The 21,517-nt window shown below is 45.5% G+C and carries 16 protein-coding genes; 4 read left to right on the plus strand and 12 right to left on the minus strand.

The window, feature by feature from the left end; genetic code table 11:
- Positions 1 to 13 precede the first annotated feature (13 nt).
- Positions 14 to 1,648, plus strand: a complete 1,635-nt coding sequence (locus tag TES5_RS00415) for an ABC-F family ATP-binding cassette domain-containing protein (protein WP_068558638.1) — start codon at positions 14 to 16, stop codon at positions 1,646 to 1,648.
- Positions 1,649 to 1,702: 54 nt separating this feature from the next.
- On the opposite strand, the gene TES5_RS00420 is transcribed toward TES5_RS00415, so the two are convergent.
- The 5 genes from TES5_RS00420 to TES5_RS00440 all read right to left on the minus strand — a co-directional run bounded on the left by TES5_RS00420 (position 1,703) and on the right by TES5_RS00440 (position 5,892).
- Positions 1,703 to 2,452 carry an acyl-[acyl-carrier-protein] thioesterase gene (locus TES5_RS00420; RefSeq protein ID WP_068558640.1) on the minus strand — a complete coding sequence of 250 codons (750 nt, stop codon included), beginning with the start codon at positions 2,450 to 2,452 and terminating at the stop codon, positions 1,703 to 1,705.
- A gap of 80 nt (positions 2,453 to 2,532) precedes the next feature.
- The gene (gene fetB, locus TES5_RS00425; protein WP_068558642.1) at positions 2,533 to 3,291 is read right to left on the minus strand and encodes an ABC transporter permease; all 759 of its coding nucleotides are present in this window, start codon (positions 3,289 to 3,291) and stop codon (positions 2,533 to 2,535) included.
- A gap of 1 nt (position 3,292) precedes the next feature.
- Positions 3,293 to 3,946, minus strand: a complete 654-nt coding sequence (locus TES5_RS00430; RefSeq protein ID WP_068558644.1) for an ABC transporter ATP-binding protein — start codon at positions 3,944 to 3,946, stop codon at positions 3,293 to 3,295.
- Between the two features lie 354 nt (positions 3,947 to 4,300).
- Positions 4,301 to 5,068: a ChbG/HpnK family deacetylase gene (locus TES5_RS00435; protein WP_068558645.1), complete on the minus strand. Its 768-nt coding sequence runs from the start codon at positions 5,066 to 5,068 to the stop codon at positions 4,301 to 4,303.
- A 38-nt stretch (positions 5,069 to 5,106) separates the two neighbouring features.
- On the minus strand, positions 5,107 to 5,892 hold the full coding sequence (locus TES5_RS00440) for an SDR family oxidoreductase (RefSeq protein WP_068558647.1): 786 nt from the start codon (positions 5,890 to 5,892) through the stop codon (positions 5,107 to 5,109).
- A gap of 186 nt (positions 5,893 to 6,078) precedes the next feature.
- Between TES5_RS00440 and TES5_RS00445 the strand changes: the two genes are divergently transcribed.
- Both TES5_RS00445 and TES5_RS00450 read left to right on the plus strand, forming a co-directional pair.
- A complete protein-coding gene (locus TES5_RS00445; RefSeq protein WP_068558648.1) occupies positions 6,079 to 7,209 on the plus strand; it encodes an exonuclease SbcCD subunit D in 1,131 nt (376 codons plus the stop codon).
- Positions 7,210 to 10,269 carry an AAA family ATPase gene (locus tag TES5_RS00450; RefSeq protein ID WP_068558650.1) on the plus strand — a complete coding sequence of 1,020 codons (3,060 nt, stop codon included), beginning with the start codon at positions 7,210 to 7,212 and terminating at the stop codon, positions 10,267 to 10,269.
- A gap of 764 nt (positions 10,270 to 11,033) precedes the next feature.
- Here the strand turns inward: TES5_RS00450 and TES5_RS00455 are convergent.
- Both TES5_RS00455 and TES5_RS00460 read right to left on the minus strand, forming a co-directional pair.
- Positions 11,034 to 11,447, minus strand: coding sequence for a universal stress protein (locus TES5_RS00455; protein WP_068558652.1), 414 nt, complete (start codon positions 11,445 to 11,447; stop codon positions 11,034 to 11,036).
- Between the two features lie 214 nt (positions 11,448 to 11,661).
- Positions 11,662 to 12,792 carry a carbohydrate kinase gene (locus tag TES5_RS00460; protein WP_068558654.1) on the minus strand — a complete coding sequence of 377 codons (1,131 nt, stop codon included), beginning with the start codon at positions 12,790 to 12,792 and terminating at the stop codon, positions 11,662 to 11,664.
- Between the two features lie 223 nt (positions 12,793 to 13,015).
- On the opposite strand from TES5_RS00460, the gene TES5_RS00465 reads away from it, so the two are divergent.
- Positions 13,016 to 13,639, plus strand: a complete 624-nt coding sequence (locus TES5_RS00465) for an HAD family hydrolase (RefSeq protein WP_068558656.1) — start codon at positions 13,016 to 13,018, stop codon at positions 13,637 to 13,639.
- Positions 13,640 to 13,724: 85 nt separating this feature from the next.
- Here the strand turns inward: TES5_RS00465 and TES5_RS00470 are convergent, their stop codons facing one another.
- The 5 genes from TES5_RS00470 to TES5_RS00490 form a co-directional block, all read right to left on the minus strand.
- Entirely contained in the window at positions 13,725 to 14,384 is a 660-nt protein-coding gene (locus TES5_RS00470) for a tetratricopeptide repeat protein (protein ID WP_068558658.1), read from the minus strand.
- A gap of 238 nt (positions 14,385 to 14,622) precedes the next feature.
- The gene (locus TES5_RS00475) at positions 14,623 to 15,786 is read right to left on the minus strand and encodes a class C sortase (protein ID WP_068558660.1); all 1,164 of its coding nucleotides are present in this window, start codon (positions 15,784 to 15,786) and stop codon (positions 14,623 to 14,625) included.
- Positions 15,776 to 16,726 (minus strand): class C sortase, encoded by a 951-nt coding sequence (locus TES5_RS00480; protein WP_083546388.1) that lies wholly within the window; start codon positions 16,724 to 16,726, stop codon positions 15,776 to 15,778. Before TES5_RS00480 ends, TES5_RS00475 begins: the two co-directional genes overlap by 11 nt.
- Before the next feature lie 167 nt (positions 16,727 to 16,893).
- Entirely contained in the window at positions 16,894 to 18,564 is a 1,671-nt protein-coding gene (locus tag TES5_RS00485) for a SpaH/EbpB family LPXTG-anchored major pilin (protein ID WP_068558662.1), read from the minus strand.
- Between the two features lie 42 nt (positions 18,565 to 18,606).
- Positions 18,607 to 21,517: SpaA isopeptide-forming pilin-related protein (locus TES5_RS00490; protein ID WP_198143273.1), on the minus strand; the 2,911-nt coding region annotated here is incomplete at its 5' end.

Genomic DNA, 21,517 nt, shown 5'->3' on the forward strand with positions numbered 1-21,517 from the left:
GGAATGTAAAAAAATGATTACCGTATCAAATGTCAGCTTACAATTTTCCGATCGCAAGTTGTTTGACAATGTTAACTTAAAGTTCACCCCTGGTAACTGCTATGGCGTCATCGGTGCAAACGGAGCTGGAAAATCCACTTTCCTGAAGATTTTATCAGGTGTTATCCAACCCACAACCGGCGACATCATTTTGGATCCAAATGAACGTCTGGCTGTACTGAACCAGAACCACTATGGTTTCGAAGAACATCAAGTATTGGACACTGTCATCATGGGGCATAAACGCCTTTATGAAATTATGGCCGAGAAGAACGCTATCTATGCAAAAACTGACTTCACTGAAGAAGACGGCATCAGAGCCGGCGAACTTGAAGGCGAATTTGCTGAATTGGACGGTTGGGAAGCCGAATCCGATGCTGCAAGTCTTTTGCAAGGTTTAGGAATCGGCGAAGATTTGCACTACAAGCAGATGAGCGACCTATTGGAGCCACAAAAAGTTAAAGTTTTGCTGGCGCAAGCCCTATTCGGCAAACCGGACGTACTGCTTTTGGACGAGCCGACAAACGGTTTGGACAAAGAATCAATCGAGTGGTTGTCCGAGTTCCTGATCAACTTCCCGAATACCGTCATCGTTGTTTCCCATGACCGTCACTTCCTGAATACGGTTTGTACGCACATGTGTGACGTTGACTTCGGAAAAATCAAATTGTATGTCGGAAACTACGACTTCTGGATGCAATCCAGTCAATTAGCTGCTAAATTGGCCGCTGATTCCAATGCGAAAAAAGAAGAACAAATCAAAGAGTTGCAGGACTTCATTGCGCGCTTCAGTGCAAATGCATCGAAATCCAAACAAGCGACATCCCGTAAAAAGACATTGGATAAAATCACCTTGGATGATATTCAACCATCATCCCGTAAATATCCTTTCGTCGGCTTCACTCCGGAACGCGAAATCGGAAATGACTTGTTGATGGTTTCAAACATCTCCAAAACAATCGATGGCGTCAAAATTTTGGACAACATCAGCTTTGCTTTGAACAAAAACGATAAAGTCGCTTTCACAAGCCGCAAAGACATCGCTACTTCTACCCTCTTCAAGATTTTGATGGGCGAAATGGAAGCTGATGGCGGTACTTTCAAATGGGGCGTCACAACTTCAAGAAGCTATTTGCCGAAGGATCACACGAACGAATTCCCGGTTGCCGATATCACCATTTTGGAATGGTTGCGCCAGTTTGCAGGCAAAGAAGAGGACGACAACACTTTCTTGCGCAGCTTCTTGGGCCGCATGCTGTTCTCAGGTGAAGATGTCATGAAGAAAGTTTCTGTCCTATCCGGGGGAGAAAAAGTACGTATCATCCTATCGAAAATGATGCTTTCAAAAGCAAACGTTTTGGTGCTGGATGACCCGACAAATCACTTGGATCTTGAATCCATCACGGCGTTGAATGACGGCATGATCGCTTTCAAAGGCGCATTGTTGTTCACTTCACACGATTACGAGTTCATCAACACTACTGCGAACCGTATCATCGAATTGACTCCAAACGGCGTTGTTGACAGAATGGAAACAACCTACGAAGACTTCTTGGCAGATAAAGACGTGCAAGCAAGAATCAACGCACTTTATAAAGAACAAGCATAAAACCAGCATGAAAAAGAGGAACAACCCAAGCGTTCGGGTTGTTCCTCTTTCTTTCTAAACTTTTTTCCAGATCATGTGGGCTTCGCAGGCTAGGTCTTCGCCGTTCATGATGCGGTGCGCGGTGATGATTTCGCCGTTCTCAGCTTCTTTTGTCGACATGACGCTGGTGATGCTGTTGCCGTATTCGACTTCTTTTTCATACTTGATCGTAACGGCAGCCATCTGATGATCCATGATGAATTTCGGGTCGATTGTGTTGATGATCCAATCGAAATATTTCGCGTTGTTGACATGGCGATTGTAGTCGATATCCAGGTATCTGACGCGGAAATCCTGCTCCTTACGGTTTTCCGGTTCCAGCTGGATCGGTTTCTGCATGCGCACCATCGTCCGGATTTCATCAGCCTGGTAAACGGTCAGCAAGTCTTTTTGGATCTTGACCATCTTACGGGTTTCGATGTCCATCATGACGAAGTTCGTCATCACTTCCACACACAATTGTTCCCTTTCATCATAAGCCCGGAAGCGGCGATAGGTGAAGAAGCGGTTATAACTCATCGCTTCCGTTTCCAGGATGATTTCTTCGCCTTGGTGCGGCATGCGTTCGATCTGCATGTCGTACTGCACGATGATCCAACTGAGTCCTCTTTCGGACATCTGGTCATTCGTGTTCCCGAGTGAATCGCTTTGTTGTCCCGACAAGTCCATCATCAGGTTTACGAGCGCTGGCAAGGTGATTTCACCGGTGATGTCGCATTCATAGCCTTTGATGCGATGGGTTCTGCGATAGATTAATCCACTCAATGTTTTCCCTCCAAAATCAATTTTATAATAGAAAGGATACCATACTTTTCAGCACGGACCAACCGAAATACCATTCAAAATCAGACCCGCAATTGCTGTCTGTCGTTGTAGAATTCGCGGTATGCCAGGAAAGAGGCGATATAAGACGAGATGCTTGTCGCCGCCACCAGCATGAAAGTCACCATGATCTGATACATGATCGCCGTCATCGGTACGGTGCCGGCAAACATCAAACCCGACATCATGCCCGGCAAGGAAACGATACCCACTGTTTTGGCGGAATCCAAAGATGGCTGCATGCCTGATTTGATCGTTTCCCGCAAGATTGTGCGCGAAGCTTGATTCGGATTCGCACCGAGAGACAGTTTTTCCAGAATCTGTTGGCGCTGATCGCGGAACAAGGAATTCAGGTTACGATAGCACAAGCCGATGGTCGTCATCGCATTCCCGGCTATCATTCCAGTGATCGGCACAATCTGTGAAGGGATGAATTTAACGGACCCGGACAGGACCAAAATGGCTAACGTCAAAATCGCTGAAGCGGAGATGGCGATGAGCGAAATCTTCAAAGAATTCGGGATACTGCTGCTGCGTTTGTGGGCATTCCATGACGCATTGAAGACGATGACCGCAACCATGACCAAAGTGACGATTGTGTTGTTCACATTGAACAGATAGGTCAATACGTATCCGACCGCGATCAACTGTACAATGGCTCTGGCAATGCTGTACAAGATATCTTTGGCCGTTCCTAATTTTTCCTTGTACGAGATGTAGACTCCCACCATTACCAACGAAAAGCTCAACATGAGCGTGATTGGACTGACTTGTAGATCCATATTATTTTGCCTCCTCTTTCACGATTTTCCCTGCAACGATATGGATGTTCTTATCCGCCAAGCTGGACTCTTCCTCGTTATGACTGACCATAATGATCGTCATATCGGAATGATTCCGCATTTCCTGGAGCCATTTCCAGATGATCTGGCGATTCGCTTCATCCAAGGCGCTCGTCACTTCATCGAGCAAGAGGATTTTTGGTTGGAAAAGGACGTTGCGTATCAAGGCGACACGCTGTTTTTCTCCACCCGACAAGGTGTTGATCTCTTTATTCAGATATTCCTTCGGCAGCCCGACCGATTCCAAATATGCGACTGCTTTCTTTTCATCGAATTCCTTTTTGCGGATTTCGTAAGGAAAAGCCAAATTGTCGCGGACGGTTTTTCCGAACAAAACAGGTGTCTGGAATGTGTAGGAAACCTCCTTGCGGTATTCGGTAGGTTCATATTCATCCAGCGATTTCCCTTGGTAGCGTATTTCCCCTTCGGTACGCGAAAGGATCGTCGCAATGATCTTCAAAAGTGTGCTCTTGCCGCTTCCGGACGGGCCGGTTATCGAGAGAAACTCGCCCTCTTCCAGCGAATAGCTGATGTCATCCAGAATGACTTTGCCGTCCGACACAAAACTCAGATGTTCCATTTCCAATAATGCCATTTTTTAGATTGCTCCTTTATCATTCAAATTGCATCCAAACCCGATGCAAACTCCAAAAACCGCTGTTCAGGTTGGTAATGCTTCATTCTTCTATTCTATCACTGATTCCCTATTTTTTGTTAATGATAATGATTATAATTTAGCAACAAATACAAAATGATACTATTGGACTAAAATATGCTGATCAGAGGAGCAACCCAGTTTACTCAGTTTCTTCCTGTAGCTCCGGTGAGGCCGGTCTCATCGGAGCACAAAAGCCCGAATGCAGTCTGAACTCCGGCCAAGCCTTCATTCGCCGGAGAACGGCAAAGGCTGCCTTGAAAAACGAGACAGCCTTTGTTATTTCTTATCGTATTACTCTTCCAATTCCGCATACGAAATCAACTGGATTGCCTCATCTTCACGGATGCGATCCGCAAAATCTGAATGCATCAAGAATTCGGCCATATAGGCTCGGTCCTTCTGCAGGCTACTGACGCGTTCCAGACTGGCATCGACATAACCCGGATGGACGATCAATTCGACCGAGGTGTCCGGCTTTTCCAGCACGGCCATAATATCATCCAACTTCTCCATCACACTCATTCCCAATTCGGCCTGCGGTTTTTCAGCAGCGAAGCCGAGGTCGAATTGGCGGTCCGTATGCAGCACCCCATGGCTACCCTCGAAGTGATCCCGGATCGGCAGCTCGTACTGGATCGCCAACGACAGGATGACTTTGTTGAGCGGCTCCAACATATGCACATGGTGGTGCGAATCCAAATGCGTTGGTTTGATGCCCGCCTTGCGAACTTTTTCGATTTGTGCATGCCACTCCGCATAGACTTCATCCAAATCCAGTGAAGCCGCATGCTGCTGCACGTATTCTCTGGTGTGGAAACGCCCATCTGCACTGATGGTGGATGCGTCAGGCAATAGGGGCTTTGCGAGCGTCAGATTCAGATGAACTCCGATTTCCAGCTCCGGATGATCGGATGCCAAAGCCACAGCATGATCGAATGCCGCTCCGTTCGCGAGCAGGGTCGTCGAGGTGGTGATGCCGTACAAAAAACTATCGATGATACCGTAGTTCACGCCATTTGTGAGACCAAAATCGTCTGCGTTGATGATTACTTGTCCCATATTTCATTCTCCTGTCTGTTTCGGATGGCGGTTCGGCTTCAAATCGCTTTGACTGCCCCACCATCCACATATAGTGTACTGCCGGTGATGTATGTATTCGCTTCGGAAAGAAGGAAAACAACAGCTTTTGCGAATTCTTCCGGCGTACCGTAACGTCCTAAGGGAATGCCTGCGATAGCAGCCTTATCGACTTCCGCAACTGTCAGTTCTCTCGCTTTAGCGTTCGCCTCATTCAGATATTTCATGCGATCGGTTTCGATTTTTCCCGGCGCAACGACGTTCACGAGGATGTTGTCAGGCGCCAATTCATCGGCCAGCGTTTTGCTTAGGCCGACGATGCCGTTCCGGAACGTATTGGAAAGCACCAGATTCGGTAAAGGTGTCTTCACCGAAATCGAGGCGATGTTGACGATGCGTCCGCCCTCTTTGCGCAGATCAGGCAGCACTTCTCGGATGATCCGGATATAGCTCAGCAAGTTCAATTCGAAGGCCTGCTGCCATACTTCATCGGAAAAAGAATCGAATTTCCCGCTTGGCGGACCACCTGCGTTGTTCAGCAAGATATCGATTTTCCCGAATACTGTGTGGGTCCGTGCCACCAGTTTCTGGATGTCCTCAACTTTAGTGATGTCGCAAGGGAAATACGCGACCTTTCCGGCATGCATGGCTTCCAGCTCTTCTTTCACCTCAGCCAATTTGTCCTCGCTTCTGCTGGTGAGCATAACGTGCGCGCCTTCTTTGACGAGTTCCTTCGCCACCGCTTTGCCCAAACCTTGACTCGAAGCAACGACCAATGCCACTTTATTCTTTAGCCCCAGATCCATTTTGGTTCCTCCTTCAACTGCTTAATTCGTCCGACCTCTTATACATACTATAGCTCAAAAGCGTACACATCACTAGCATTTCACTCGGTCGGCCATAATTGCCTCTGCTGGCTTCCGGTGTAGTCTGGTATAATGGAAAATGAATGATTTACTTAAAAAATACTACAATGGACAGGAGCCTTTCTCATGAGAATACTGCATACAGCTGATTGGCATCTCGGTAAAATCGTCAATGATTTTTCCATGCTGGAAGATCAGCGTTATTACTTGACGAACCTGATCGAGCTACTCAAAGATAAAGAAATCGATGCGATCATTATGGCCGGAGACCTCTACGACCGTGCGTTGCCTCCGAAAGAAGCGGTAGCGTTGGCCAATCGGACACTGACTCGGATGGTGAAGGAATTGGGCGTGCCTGTGTTCGTCATCGCCGGCAACCACGATAGCAACGAGCGAATCGAATATGCTGCCGATCTGTTGGCCGACAGCCGTCTGTATATAGAAGGAACCCTGAAAGATACCATCCGTAAAGTTGCCTTCCAAGGAACCAATTTCTATCTGCTGCCTTTTGCGGATCATGTCTATGTCCGGGAGAAGCTTCAGGACGACACAATCAAAAATATGGAGGATGCCATTCGTGCGCAGTTGGCGACCGTAAAAGCAACCATGAACCCAAATGAAGTCAACATCCTGATTGCGCACGGCTATGTGATCCAGACCGGAAACGACACGAGCGAACCATCCGATTCCGAACGTCCGCTCAGTATCGGTACTTCCGAATACGTGGATGTGTCGCTGTTTGAGGACTTTGATTATGTCGCTCTGGGCCATCTGCACAAGGCCCAGAAAGTCAAAGACGACAAAGTCCGCTATAGTGGCTCAATCCTGAAGTATTCCAAATCAGAAACCCCGCATCAAAAGCAGACAAGCATCGTGACGATAGAAAAAGACAAACTGGAGATCGAACCGCTCCGGATCAAGCCTTTGCGCGATATGCGCACAATCCGGAGTACATTCTCAGAACTGATGAAGGGGCAATCCGAGGACTACCTGTTCTTCGAACTGGAGGATACGGAATACGTACTGGATGCGATGAACCAACTGCGCCGTCGCTATCCACACGCAATGGGGCTCGAATACGTCAGCCGAAGAGAAACCGAATCGGTGGCCTTGCAGCATAACCGGGAGGATCTCCAACAGTTGTCCTATCCGGATTTGTTCAAGGATTTTTATGAGCAATACCGCGCCATTGAAATGGAAGAATCCGGTCAAAAAATCGTTGCGGATATCTTTTCCGCTTTGGGAAGGAAAGATTAGATGAGACCCTTAAAATTAGAGATGAATGCCTTTGGTCCCTACAAAGAAAAGATCGTATTGGACTTCACGCAATTCCAGAACCAAACATTGTTCCTGGTTAGCGGGCCTACCGGTGCCGGCAAAACCACAATTTTTGATGCCATCGCCTATGCCCTTTACGATGTCGCCAGCGGCAGCAGCCGGGAAAAGGACACCTTCAAGTCGCAGTTCGCAACGGAAGAGTCGATCTGTTACGTCGATCTGACGTTCGAATACAACGGGAAATCTTACCGCGTCAGACGCTCCCCTGCCCAGACAGGTCCTGGGAAAAGCGGAAAAATCATCGATTTGAAAGCTGATGTCGCCTTTTATCACGACGACACCGTGACGACGAAAGCGCGCGACGCCAATGCGGAAATAGAGCAACTGCTTTCTTTGAACTACGAGCAGTTCAAACAGATCGTCATGCTGCCGCAAGGTGAATTCAAAAAACTACTGGAATCGAACAGCAATGACAAAGAGACTATTTTCCGGAACATCTTCGGGACCGAGATTTTGAAAAGATTCCAGGAGGAACTGAAGGAGCGGGCCAAATCATTACAGAGCCAGGCGACTTCCGCCCATGATTCGCTACAGACCGCTTATTCCTTTGCCTCGGGAATCAAAGATGAAGCCTTGCAAGAAGCGCTCCGCTTGCAGGACACCGAGCAGATCCTGGTTCGGATCGCAGAACTGTTGGCGGCGCTCGAAGAAGAACGTGAAGTCAAAGAACTGCAGCTAACTTCTTTGCGTTCACAAAGTCAAGCCGTTTCCGATACCATCAAATTGCTGGAAGATATCGCACAGTTGGAGGGACGGCTGAAAGTTCTGGAGGAAGAAGAAGCTCAAGTCTTAGGATGGAAGCAGCAATTGGAGCGCCATGAACAAGCCGTTAAAGCCGAGGAAAAAAGGTCGCTGTACATTGCAGCATCCACAAACAGGGCTGCAAAACAGGAACAATCCAAACAAAATGACGCTCTCTTGGACCAATTGAATCAGGCTTCACGCCATAAGCAATCGGCATTCGAGGTGGCTGAACTTGCCTTTTCCCTGATCCCAGGCTTGCGTGAAAAGATCGGCACCGTGAAGGAACAGGAAAAACAGCTTATCGCCTTGGCGAAGAAGCAGAAAGAACTGGCAGGTTACCAGAAAGCAGGCAACGATGCCACGAAAGAACTGCAGAAACATGCAAATCTTAAACAAGCGCAAAAAGAAAAACAGGAGCAGTGCCAGCAGAGGCTTGCGGGGCTGAAACAAGCCCAAAAAGAAGCTGCCAGTATCAAAGACAAATTGAGTGCTTGCCGAATGAACGTGCAGCAATCCGATCAGATCCACAAGAGGATTGTCCAAACCGAAAAATTGTTGGCTGAAAAACTTGCAAAAGGTGCACGATTCCTGATTCTGGAAAAAGAATTCATGGCAATCGATCAACAGTTCAAGGACGAAATCCTGCTCTACAACCGCAACATCGCAGGCATTTTAGCAGAACAGCTGATCAGCGGAGAAGCTTGTCTTGTCTGCGGTTCAACAGACCATCCCGCACCCGCTCAAAAAACGGCAGAGACCCTCTCCGATCAGGACCGGGAGCAGCTGGAGAAAAAACGGAATCAGGCATATGCGGATTACCAGCAGGGGACTGCCGAACTTTCCGGAATCCGAAAACAACTGGCCGATCTCTTCGATGAGTTCGCTATCCCGGCTGAAACTTTCGAAACTTACAAACAGGAACAGAAAGCAAAACGCGATAGCGAAATCGTGTCAGAAAAAACGCTGCTGTCGGAGATGATAGCTCTGCAGAAGATTCTTGACGAAGAAGAGACCCTCGTCAAGCAGCAAAACAACATCGAAACAAATCTGCAGGAGATCGACCAGAGCTGTCTTACGCTTCAGAAAACATTGCACTTGAACGAAACTCTTTCCAGGGACCTGCTGGCCGATATCGAACAGGAACAGCAAATTTTGGGCGGCAAAGACCTCGCAACCGTGCAAAAAGAAATCCTGCAGCTCAACGAAACCATTGAGACCAGCACAAATGACTACAACAGGCTGAACAGCGAGCTGACGGATCTCGAGAAACGGATTGCGGTCTGTCATGCCAACAGGACCACCTACGCGGCTCAAGTTGAGGAAGCAACACATGCTTTGTTGGATGCGGAAACAACCTACAAAACCGTACTGGCTGATACAGGACTGGAAGAACCTTTCGACCATCTAATATTGGATAAGTCATTGTCTCTGGAAATCCAGAAACGAATCCGCAGTCATGAAGACGACCTGAATGTCACCGTGACCCGTTTGCAAGATTTAAGAAAAAGCGCTGCAGTATTGGATCAGGATCAAACCGTCGTCTCCTGCACCAATCAAAAAGTACTTCTGGACAATACAATCCGCTCGTCGCAAGAGCAAAAAGATCAGCTTGCAGGCGATATCCAAATGCTAAAAAAAGCAGCACAAGAAATCGCTCTGATCTACAAAAAGCAACAGCAGATCATTTCCGATTACCAAAAATACAGGACTTTGTCGGACATCGCCAACGGAACCAAAGAAACTGACTACATCTCCTTCGAACGCTATGTGCTAGCGATCTATTATGAAGAAATCATCGAAGCCGCCAATCTTCGCTTCCAACAGATGACGAACAACCGCTATCTGTTGTTGCGCAAGGAAGACAAAGGCAAAGGTGCCGGAGCTAAGGGACTGGATCTCGATGTATTCGACCATTATACCGGCCAAACCCGCAGCGTCAAAACGTTATCGGGCGGTGAAGGCTTCAAGGCTTCCCTTGCGCTTGCCCTTGGTCTAAGCGACGTGATTCAGAGCCGCAGCGGAGGGATCCAGATCGATACACTGTTCATTGATGAAGGCTTTGGATCGCTGGATCCAGAGTCTTTGGATACCGCAATCGAGGCGCTATTCTCCCTGAACAGTTGTGGCCGCTTAGTCGGTATCATTTCGCACGTTGAGGAATTGAAGACGCGCATACCCGTCCATATCAAAGTCGACCGCACCACCGAAGGAAGTACCGCAACAATTATCCTCTAGATAAGAAAAGCTGAACGGGTTCGTTCAGCCATGAAAGAAATTTAGGAAATCTGTCCGACTGAGCATCGAAGAGCGCAATAGGACAGATTTATCTAATTTCCGAAGGGCTAACCCGTGAAGCTGGCCATTATTTTAGGGGCATGAAACATTTTGCAAACTTGTGAAACACCTACGGTGATGCACTTTTCACTCTGGAAATTTTTATAAATTCCTATGTATTTGAGAAAAGCTGAACGGGTTCATTCAGCCCTGAGTAAGGAAACACTGTGACCTAATCGGTCAAGTACTCTGATGTCACAGTGCGACATCAGAGGGCCTCACTACGAGACCAGTTGGATGGCCTGATGACAGGACTAAGCGATTGAAATCGCAAGAGTCATGACAATTTAGGAAATCTGGCCTCGCAACGTTCCCTACGGTCACCTTATACTGGTGCTCTAAGGGATGAATCCCTATGAGTCCCATGCAAATGAGCATCGTAGAGCGCAATTGCTGAGAGACTTCCTGCGTCAGCAGGTTAGTCGAATAGTATCCTTGGCTCGGTAGAGACAAGGGGTTCCTTTATCCCTTTCCGAAGGGCTAACCCGTGAAGCTGGCCATCAAATTTGATGGCATGAAACAATTTGAAAATCTGTGAAACAGCTATGGTGATGCACATTTCAACAAAAATTTATACTGTCCTACGATATAAAGGAAAGTCCAGCTACATTTAAGTAACTGGACTTTTTTTGCGTCTCCTGATTCGTTGGTTCAAAAGCGTCTGATCAATTTTTCCTTACGATTAATACATCACATGGCGCATGTTTGATGACATGATTCGTCACCGATCCGACCACCAGTTTTGCGATAGTGCCCTTACCTGTAGCACCCATTACAATTAAATCACAATTCCATTCTTCCACAAGCGTCTTCGCAATCATTTCCTTTGCGTTGCCAGAGCGCATTTCCTTATGCACTGCGACTCCATTTGCTCGCGCATACCTGTCCAATTCATCGAATAAAGAATCCTTATCATGCTGCAGCTGTTCAGCTTCTTCGGCATTATCTTTTTTATCCAGAATCGCAACAAGATAAAGCGCAGCATTGTTCCTTTCAGCGATATGTACCGCCTGCTTGAACGCCTTGATTGAAGCCTCCGATCCGTCCACTGGAATCAAGATGTTTTTATACTGAACCATTCAAACCCACTCCTTTGGAATAATCAACCAGAAAACGCTTTCCTTACTCTTATTTTACTATACTTACGAAATAAACAAAAGATTAGTCGTCCTACGGTTGATAAATTTACAAACCAAAAAGAGCCTGGATGACAGGCTCTTTTTGGTAACTGCGCTACTCAGATCAGAATAGTAGTGGACTGTTTATTTTTTGAATGTAACGGGCTTTAGCCAGCTAAATTTCTCTGCTTTCCAATTTGCCGATTTCTTTGACATCCTTGCGCAACACCGCCTGGGATAGGTTCGGGCGAACTTTGTAGGCTGATTTTGATGACATGACTGCATTCGCTAAGCCAGTCTGGATCATTTCTGAAATCTCATCAGTCCTCAAATAGGAGTAGACGATTCCGGCGCAAAGCGCTTCATTCGTTCCCCAGATATAGGTTTCGCTGTTTTCGTCGCTGTTCTTCAGATCATAGACATGCATGCCGTAATTTTCACTGGCATAGCCGACGCTCTGGCTGTTTTTGGTGATGATGACATGCTGTACCCCTTTGTCAAGCCACATCTGTAGGGCTTCCCGCATAGAAGCATCATCATTGATTGTGATGCCGAAGTGCTTTTCGGTTTCGTCATGCTTCGTGATCAGCAACTTCAAGCCCTTCAAGTTTTCGGGAATATTATACAATTTAAGGACGGATGCGCAAATCAGGACGGTTGGAATATTGTATTTCGCTCCGATTTCAAGTAAGTGTTCCACGCTTTCTTTCGGGCAATTCGAATCGATGATGATAGTTTTGGCTCGCTTCAGTGTCGCCAGGTGCTTCAACAACCATTTTGGCTGCATATACTCATAGATATCCATTTCCGCCAATCCGATGATCATTTTACCCGATTCATCGATGACTTCCATAAAGGTGCCTGTCGAAAAGCCAGGAATCATTTCCACTTCGGAGGTCTTCATCAATGGGCGCATAGATTCTTCGATCGTATGCCATTCCGCATCATCCCCGACCAAAGATAACATAACGACGTCTTCCTGCAGTCTACCCAGATTCTCAGCGATACTGAGAGCAACCCCGCCGATTGACGTCTGGGAGGTAACATTGTTCGATTGTCCATGAATAAGACCGCCTTCCACAAAATAGCGGCGATCAATACAGGCCGCACCGATACAGACAATCGGTCGCGTATCATTAATGACATAGGCTTTCCCCAAAAGGTATCCCCGTCTCACCAAGCCGGAAATGATGTTCGCCACTGCGGGACGTGACAGACCAATCTTTGTAGCTAAATCTTGCTGCGAAATGAAAGGATTTTCCTTAATGTAGCTCAGTATTTTTGATTCTTTCTCGTTTAAAGCCATGTTTCAATTCCCCTTACTCTATAAAAACTCGGCAATGCCGAACTTATTCTTTTAGCAACATTTTCTGCTCCTAAATGTATAGTATATATCCAATGACTGCTGTTGCCAAACAAACACGGTATATTGTAACCTTTTCTTAATTCCGTTGCATCATTCAGGGGGATTTTGTTACTAAACATTACTATGCTATAATAACAAGAAATATTTCAAGGGAGTTGCGCATATGATTCATACATTTATTTTTGATGTCGACGGTACAATCGTTGATACTGAAGATTCCATTTTCAGAGGTCTGGACGATATCCTTCAGGAACACGCCGGCAGACCTGCCACACAAGAAGACATGCGGAAAATTTTCGGCATACCGGGGATGGAAGGTTTGCAGTATTTGGGATTCACACCTGAAGAAGCTGCCGCCCTGCATCCGAAGTGGAGTATGCAATCGAAAGGTTATGCGGATAGCGTAAGTATCTTTTCCGGAATGGAAGATACGCTGCGCTATTTAAAGGAAAACAATCATCTCCTGGGCATTGTCACTTCAAAGACAAAAGAGAGTTACGAGCTGAACATCACACCATACGGTTTGGATGACTATTTTGACGTCATCATCACATCAAGCGATACTGAAGAACACAAGCCTTCCGGACAACCTTTGACGGAATGTTTGCGCAGATTAGGCGTTTCCGAAAATGAAGCCATCTACATCGGGGATTCCATTTACGACAACCAATGCGCACGCAATGCCGCTGTTGCATTCGGATTGGCAGAATGGGGATCGCATACGGCAGAAGGATTCGATGCCGATCACATCTTCAAGACACCTTCAGATATTTTATCGATTTTATAGAAAATCAAAGCAACCTGAGAAAAACGGGTTGCTTTTTTCGTTTTAAGAATGGATCTCTGCGGTTCAAAGTCGTATATTAAGGTGCTCACTCTGCGCCCTCAACGCGCTTCAGCCTTGCCAACAATTCATCTGCCGCTTCTTCATTTTTATTTTTCATGTATAAGGCATGGCTTTCTAGATAGGAATCCCGGGCTCTTTCCAATTCATTGAGGGTAAAATGATAATCACCCAGTCCGCGCATGATGCCAGCTTGACATTCCTCGTCTTCGGATTTATCAGCGTACTGTTTCGCCTTATCAAGATTCATTTTGCCTTTCATCGGATTCCGCTGCAACAAAGACAGCATAGCCGCCTCATAGTAACTGCGGGCCAACCCACTGTAATCATCGGGAAAATGCGTCAATCGGAAAGTGATTTCTTCTTCACACATCAATGCTGCCAAATCGTATTCTTTCATGCACCGGGTATTCACCGCCAAGGCATGCAGATACTCTGATTCTTTCTTCAGATCTTTATTTTTTTTAGCGTAAAACAATAGCTCTTCAAGACACTCTTTGGCTCCAGCAAAATTTTTCTGGGCGGCATAGCACTTCGCCAGCTTGTTTACGACTTTTTGATATTCTTCCGATTTAGGATTATCCATTAAATATAAGGCGTTGATGTACTTTTTTTCAGCATGAGCATAATCGTTCGCCTCCATCGCAAATTCAGCGATTTCAATCAGTTGATTAATTTTCTTGTCCATCGCGCATCCCCCTTGCTTCACGAAAAAATGTTATCGTTTTCATCACCATCTTAACACCATTTTGGTGGTTTCACAAAGGATAACGATAGCAACACTATTAGATGTGCCTCCCTTCAGAAATACGCATCACCTGACTCAGTGAATGAAAATGGCGCCCTATTCCAGAGCGCCATCATCAATACCTCAAAAGTTTTTTAAATTCTTTCATGCGTTACATTCGTTCGAAAAATATGCTTCATTATCCTTTCCTCTTATTTTTCACAATCAATCCGATACTGACAGCAATACTCAATAAGCCTGCAATGATAATCAAACGATTGATCCATTTATGATTGCGGGCGGTTGTTGAAATGTCTGTTTCGGACTGTAAAAGTTGAACAGAAATATTTTCTGATGAAGACACGGAAGTCTCCTCGTTACTTGGCTGTGTTTCATCCTTGTCCCCTGTTAAAACAGTGTTCTCTTCAATGGCTTCATCGCTATCCCGGTTTTCTACAATCTCCGTATTGTCCTCGGCATAGGATGTTTGTTCATCTAAAACTTGCCCCTGCGCATCAGGGTACGCCGAGCCAATTTCCGCATCTTCCGTATTGGTTTTACCGATTAGTGGGTCTTCTGAGGCGCTTGCATACTCAACAGTTCCTCCCTCATCATATACCCTCGATCCATAGATAAGCAGTCTATATCGGTCTGTCGGATAAGGCGTGCATGTCAGTAAAGTTACTAAGTCCTCTGTTTCGACAATACCTAGCGAAGAGGTATCGTCAGGTTCGATTATAGCCTGTCCTGTCACTTCGTATGCTAGTACCTTATTCAATACATGTATATAAAACAAATCCCCAATTTCCATTTGATCGATATATCTGAAAAATGTTGCACCATAATATCCTCGATGACCGGCAATGACCGAGTGCGTGCCGGATCCGCCCGTCGGCAACGATGACTCTGTTACTTGAGCAACGCCTTTTGCAAGATTTTTAGGAGTGGCTCCTAGAAAAATAGGCAACATCTCACCAATTTTTGGTATTTCGATGAAAGCAAAAACATCATCTTCAGCAATCAAACTAGGTTGATTCCCGCCGGAAGTCATCTGGTTGGTAAATGGATCGCTCAGCGTATCATGATTACTCACGGTTTTGGTGCTGTCTGCAGAAATTTCCAGGAGTTCGGAATCATTTTCATTATCCAGATTATCAGCAATGGTGTTGTTGTTGATCGAGGCTGCCTCACTAAAAAACTGTTGTATCTGCTCTTCATTCAAGTCAGTGATTGTTTCTTGGTATAGATCTATTTGATGTTGTTGGCCTAAATTATTGTAAAAGATGACTATTTGCGGTACCAAAATGATGGATACGCCCAAAATGAAGAGCAGTAGGTATCTGTTCTTCTTTTTATTTTTCATTTTGATCACCTTCTTTTATGCGCCTTCTTCTGTATAGGATAATGCAAATAAGGAGAAGAACGGAAGCTAACACTGCAATCAGGTAAATGTTGTTGTATTCATCTTGTGTCTTCAAGACTTTGGAAGAATCCGCTTCTTGGGGTTCATCCACAATTTCTTGAACCGCTTCATAAGCAACCCTATGGCCCGACACTAACAGACGATGTGTATTAATCATGTAAGGCGTACAGGTAATCAAAGTGACCAGATCCTCACCCTCAACAATCTTCAATGACTCGGTTTCGTCCGGCAATACCGTATTGATTGTATCCACTTCGTAGGCGAGGGTACCGTTGATGGAGTGAATAAAAAAAATATCTCCAACAGCTAATTTGTGCAGATCTGTAAATAATTTTGCACTCGGCAGTCCATTGTGTCCTGTCAAGATCGCATGAGTACTGGCTCCTCCTACTGGTAAAGAGCTCCCTTCAAGTAAACCAACCCCTTCTTGAAGTACTTTTTCACTGGTACCAAAATAGATTGGAATATCAATATCCATTTTTGGGATTTCGATATGCCCGAGCGCTTCACCCACGGAACCTGCTAAGGCATCATAAATCACAGCTTCCTCATCTGCAGAAGTAGCAACTTCGCTATCAATTGTACTGCTTTCGGATTCGATTTTTTTATCGTCATCATCCAAAATGCCTTCAAAAGGATCCTCATATTCAATACCGGACTGATTCAGGTTATCGTTGTATGCCATCATTTCTGCCAGTTTTTGTCTCTTTTCCTGTTCTGTCATTTGATCAACTTTATCTTGATAAGAATCGATTACCTGATTTTGAAAATACTCCACATATACATTACTCAGAATTGGATACAAAAAAATGCCTAACCCTACAGCAAAAATGGCCGCCAGTAGAATTTTCTGCATTTTCTTTGAAATAGTTATTTTCAATACAAACACCCACTTTCCTGATCAAGTAAAGTGCAGAAGACGATGAACATCTGCTACCTCTTTTGAACGCTTCTTCTGTTCATCCAAGAGGCTTTCCTATGAAAGCCTCTTGGATGAACAGGCGATTATATCGCCTGTTCAAATCAGGTTTTCCTATTTAATTCTTATTATTCTTCCACGCCGTCTTTCTTATACAATTTCACTGCACCAAGCATCAGTACTGACCCGATTACTGAAAAGACTATTGTACCCATACCACCTGTTGAAGGCAGAGTCAATGTAGGGGCATTTGTGATTGTTGCAGTGCTTGTGTCAGCGTAGCTTCCGAGACCGACCGTGAAGTTGACATCCGCTCTCAAGTTATAGCCTGTTGGTGCTTTCGTTTCTTCTAAAGTGTAGTTGCCATAAGCCAATCCAGTCACTTCGAACTTACCATCAGCTCCTGATGTGAAGACGCGAGCTGTTGCCTTGGTGCCCCAAGACCAGTCTGTTTGAAGATATTCTGTTGTTCCAGCTTTGAAAATTTTGAATTCTGCTCCGGACAAAGCAGCCGAATCCGTTGTTTTGCCGACTTTCACGAATTTCTTACCGCCTGTGTGCACTTCCGGTAATTCAGTGACATCCTCTTCGTAAGGTGTACCATCCAAAGTACCTGTTACGGTTGCGTTGTTTTCGATTTCGTCATCCATCTTTACTGTATTGTTAACGGATGTTTTGAATTCAATGGTGACTTTCTGCCCTTCATATTCGACCAATGCATCAGGATCGATAGAGATTGTCAGTACCGGTCCAGCAGTCCCGACCGCTGGAGCAGTGAATGTGTAGTCTGTCCCTAAAGTCAGCACATCTGCCCCGGCTTTTACTGTCAGCGCGTTTTTATAATCCAGGAAGGATTCCAGTTCGTCTGTAACAACATAACTTTCATAATCTCCGATGTCTCCAGGAATGGTTGCTTGGATGAACCAAGTATTCAGTTCATTGATGTTCGCTGTCTCTGTTTTGTTGCCGATTGTAGTGATAAATTTGTCGACCGTTGGGTAAAAGAAGTTATCGTCTGTGACAAGCTTGGTCACGTCATGATCATTGATGGTGATACTGAATGAAACTGGAGTTTTATTTAGACCATATCCAGTAGGGGCAACTGTTTCTATGAAGTAATAATCTCCAACTGTCAGATTTTCAACATTGATTTTTCCGGTTGTTGCGTCAGTAGAATATGAATCGATTAATGAATCGGCAGTCCCATCAGCAGCATCCCCTTTGTAAAGTGCAAAAGTAGCCACAGGATAAGGTGCTGCTGTATATCCTTGGAATGATTTCGTTAATTCCACTTTGCCTAGAACCAACTGGTTTTTAGGATAGACATGCACGTTTGTATTCCATGTTACATTGTCAGGATTCATCATCGGAACATCAACCAAAAAGTTAGGTGTGAATGATTCAATACCGGATGGCGTTCCAGCAGCAGTGATGTCTTCAACTACTAAATAGCGTCCAGCTGCCAAATCGGTAAATTCGGCAAGCCCTGCCTCATTCGTCACGAGGGATACAGGTGTCACACTCACAGGTATTGTAGTTGCTGTTGCACCATCCTCGACTTTGTAGACTTTAAATGTCACTCCCGGTAAGGCCGATGTCCCTGCAGGAAGTGCCGATAAAGCCAAACCACTGTTTTTGATGACCGGAGCCGTTTCGGTATGATATTGTAACTTGTGGATACTCAATGCACCAGTGTCTGGCCGCTCCGTAGCCGCATATGCTGCGCTTGGAAGTAGAACACCAAACAAAACCATAACTGACAATAATGCGGTTAAAAGAAACTTGATTTTTTTACTCATCTTCTTCTCCTCCTCTAGACTCAGTTGTTACGAAAATTGCAACTATTTCTTTTTCTTATAGACAAATCCGGAACCAATCATAATAGCCAATCCGACTAAAGTGAACACTGTTGTTCCCATTCCACCAGTAGCAGGAAGTTCTTTAACGGGTACATTTTCAATTGTCTTAGAAACATCGGTATGGTCGGCATCTATGACAACTTCGATATCTTCATCCAACAGATTAAATCCATCGGGCGCTTGGATTTCCACTAATTTATACGTACCATAAGGGATGTTCGCCCAGGTAATCAGCCCATCGGAATCGGTCGTGCCCCTAACTTCATTACCATTGATATCTTTGACAATGCTGTCATCAGCTTTTCGGAGTTCAAAAATTGCGCCAGCCAGATTTTTGGTAGGATCAGATTTGTCAACTTTCAGTATAACGAGTGAACCGACATTCAATGTGTTGGTGATCGTAAAGCCATTATCTGAAGGGGTTACCACTGCCGTATATTTATCGACACCCACCTCTTCGATTGTATAGATATACAACTCATTCGGGCTCTCAAATTTCGGAAGATCTTCGAAAACCCCATTCCACACGCCGTTTAAATCAGGTGTAATGACAATCGTGTCGTAAGGTGAATCCCCTTCTTGGTAATTCTGGTAAATATTCACAGTAATGCTTGATGGCCTCGTTTGCAGCAAATTATTATTGTCATTCCAAGTCTTCGTGACCGGAATATCAATTTTATCCATTGCGTTTTGTATTACCAATGGATTACTTGAAACAGTGGTTGGGTTGGGTGTTCCAGGTTTAGTCACGGTAACCACTACTGCGCCCACTGTACTTAATCCCACAGTCACTGTGTATATTGTCGGATCTGCTATATACCCTGTCGGGGCGACTGTTTCTTTTAATGTATACGTTCCTCTTGTAAGACCGGTGAATTCTGCAAATCCATTCGCAGCCGTCACCTGCGTTGTTGTAGTGCTATTTTTTGTCAGAGTGAAGGTGGCAGGATTGTCAGTAATCACTGTACCGGATTCATTTTCCTTCCTGATTGTCAGACTGCCTGTTTTGACTCTAACCCACATATAGGCGATGGCCTTACAACCGCTGGAGTCTGTAACGATAAGCTTATATTTCGTATCTACGGTAGGTGAAACAGATGGATTTTCCGCTGTTGAAATAACTGTATCGGAGCCATCCACATACCAAGCATAGGTGTAGGTACCATTACCATCACCGCCAGTTATTGGGCTCATATAGTTTTGAGAAGCAGGATCGTTGCCGATTGCCAATTGAATGGAATCACCCAATAGAATAGTGGCATCAGTTAAACTTACACTTAGTCTCGTAGGAACATTCACCTGAGGTTTCGGGAACGTTTTCGCCTGATTAGCAACTCCATTCACGTTCGTGTAATTAAGAGTTGCTGATTCATTTGTGTAGGCTAATCCGCCTTCAAATTCCGGCTTGGCTTGAACCGTGTATTTCAACTGCGAATTTGTAATGATTGTTCCTGGGCTCCAGGTAATAGTTCTGTTCATAGGATTGTAAACAGCTCCAGCCGGGAGACTACTCTCAATTAGGTTGAAATTATTTCCAACCACATCCGTTACAACAGCATTTAGCGCAGAATAATTTAACTGTTGTGAAATAGATGCGAAAATTGTTTGTAAATCTTGTGCAGATGGGGCTTCATAAAATCCAGCATTTTGAGCTTTTGTCAATGTGTCAATGGCAAGTGTACGGACATTAGTGGGTATATTTTGCAATAAGCCGATGGTGAATACACGTGCCCTTGGATGTAGTGCTTGCCCTGCTGTATATGCACCAATTGTGTGTACATTGTGCACTGTTGGTTCGCTAGGACCATATTGATTCCCATTGCTTGCTGTGGGTATGCCGTCAGTAAACATGATGACTACTTTATTTGAATCCGCGTTAGCTCCATTCAATGTCGTTCCAGCTTGATTAAACCCTGCTTGAGTGTTTGTGCCTCCACTCGCATTAAGGCCATTGATGGTATTAGTTATTAATGTCATATTTGTAGAAAATCCCAAATTTTCTGTCGCGTTACTCTGAATACCATCACCAGTAACGGTTTGAGGCCCACTGAAGCTTACTACTGCAACTTGGCTACCCGGAATAGCATTTGGACCGGTTAATACTAATCCAGCAAAATTAATAGCCGCTTGTTTTGCATAATACAAGCGTGAATACCGTCCAGCTGATTCGGACATGCTACCGGATCTATCCAAAACCAAAACGACATCAACAGGTTTCAGTGGGGGAATGCCGGTGATGGTCAAGGTAACTTCATAGGTTCTGCACCCTAAATTTCGTAAGGCTGTTTTATTTACTTGGATTGTGTCGCTATATGTAGTCGCCGCTAGTGCTAGCCCTTCGTTCACACCAAACGCTAGAGTCGATTTACCGAACAACAAAGCAACTATAGGCGGCACCGGAATGATTGGATCATTTGCAATTCCTTCTAAAGAGACTGGTTCAGCGACTGAATCGAGTTCTATTTCTTGTTCTGGCAGTTCCTCAACAACAATTAGTTTTGAACTTTCTGGCGAATCCACAGTTGATTCAACATTTGCATCAGACTGGGATACCGTTTCCGCCTGGGCTGCTGCTTCCGCTTCTGCCTGAGCTGCTGCTTCCGCTTCCGCCTGGGCTGCTGCTTCCGCTTCCGCCTGGGCTGCTGCTTCCGCTTCCGCCTGAGCTGCTGCTTCCGCTTCCGCCTGAGCTGCTGCTTCCGCTTCCGCCTGAGCTGCTGCTTCCGCTTCCGCCTGGGCTGCTGCTTCCGCTTCCGCCTGAGCTGCTGCTTCCGCTTCCGCCTGAGCTGCTGCTTCCGCTTCCGCCTGAGCTGCTGCTTCCGCTTCCGCCTGGGCTGCTGCTTCCGCTTCCGCCTGAGCTGCTGCTTCCGCTTCCGCCTGGGCTGCTGCTTCCGCT

The organism is Trichococcus sp. ES5 (assembly GCF_900067165.1).
Lineage (GTDB): Bacteria > Bacillota > Bacilli > Lactobacillales > Aerococcaceae > Trichococcus > Trichococcus flocculiformis.

Coding starts and splice junctions, on each gene's coding strand:
- TES5_RS00430 (WP_068558644.1), bottom strand. CDS start 3,946: ATGGCATTATTGGAAATGGAACATCTGAGTTTTGTGTCGGACGGCAAA.
- TES5_RS00435 (WP_068558645.1), bottom strand. CDS start 5,068: ATGGGACAAGTAATCATCAACGCAGACGATTTTGGTCTCACAAATGGC.
- TES5_RS00440 (WP_068558647.1), bottom strand. CDS start 5,892: ATGGATCTGGGGCTAAAGAATAAAGTGGCATTGGTCGTTGCTTCGAGT.
- TES5_RS00415 (WP_068558638.1), top strand. CDS start 14: ATGATTACCGTATCAAATGTCAGCTTACAATTTTCCGATCGCAAGTTG.
- TES5_RS00445 (WP_068558648.1), top strand. CDS start 6,079: ATGAGAATACTGCATACAGCTGATTGGCATCTCGGTAAAATCGTCAAT.
- TES5_RS00465 (WP_068558656.1), top strand. CDS start 13,016: ATGATTCATACATTTATTTTTGATGTCGACGGTACAATCGTTGATACT.
- TES5_RS00455 (WP_068558652.1), bottom strand. CDS start 11,447: ATGGTTCAGTATAAAAACATCTTGATTCCAGTGGACGGATCGGAGGCT.
- fetB (WP_068558642.1), bottom strand. CDS start 3,291: ATGGATCTACAAGTCAGTCCAATCACGCTCATGTTGAGCTTTTCGTTG.
- TES5_RS00470 (WP_068558658.1), bottom strand. CDS start 14,384: ATGGACAAGAAAATTAATCAACTGATTGAAATCGCTGAATTTGCGATG.
- TES5_RS00485 (WP_068558662.1), bottom strand. CDS start 18,564: ATGAGTAAAAAAATCAAGTTTCTTTTAACCGCATTATTGTCAGTTATG.
- TES5_RS00460 (WP_068558654.1), bottom strand. CDS start 12,792: ATGGCTTTAAACGAGAAAGAATCAAAAATACTGAGCTACATTAAGGAA.
- TES5_RS00450 (WP_068558650.1), top strand. CDS start 7,210: ATGAGACCCTTAAAATTAGAGATGAATGCCTTTGGTCCCTACAAAGAA.
- TES5_RS00475 (WP_068558660.1), bottom strand. CDS start 15,786: ATGAAAAATAAAAAGAAGAACAGATACCTACTGCTCTTCATTTTGGGC.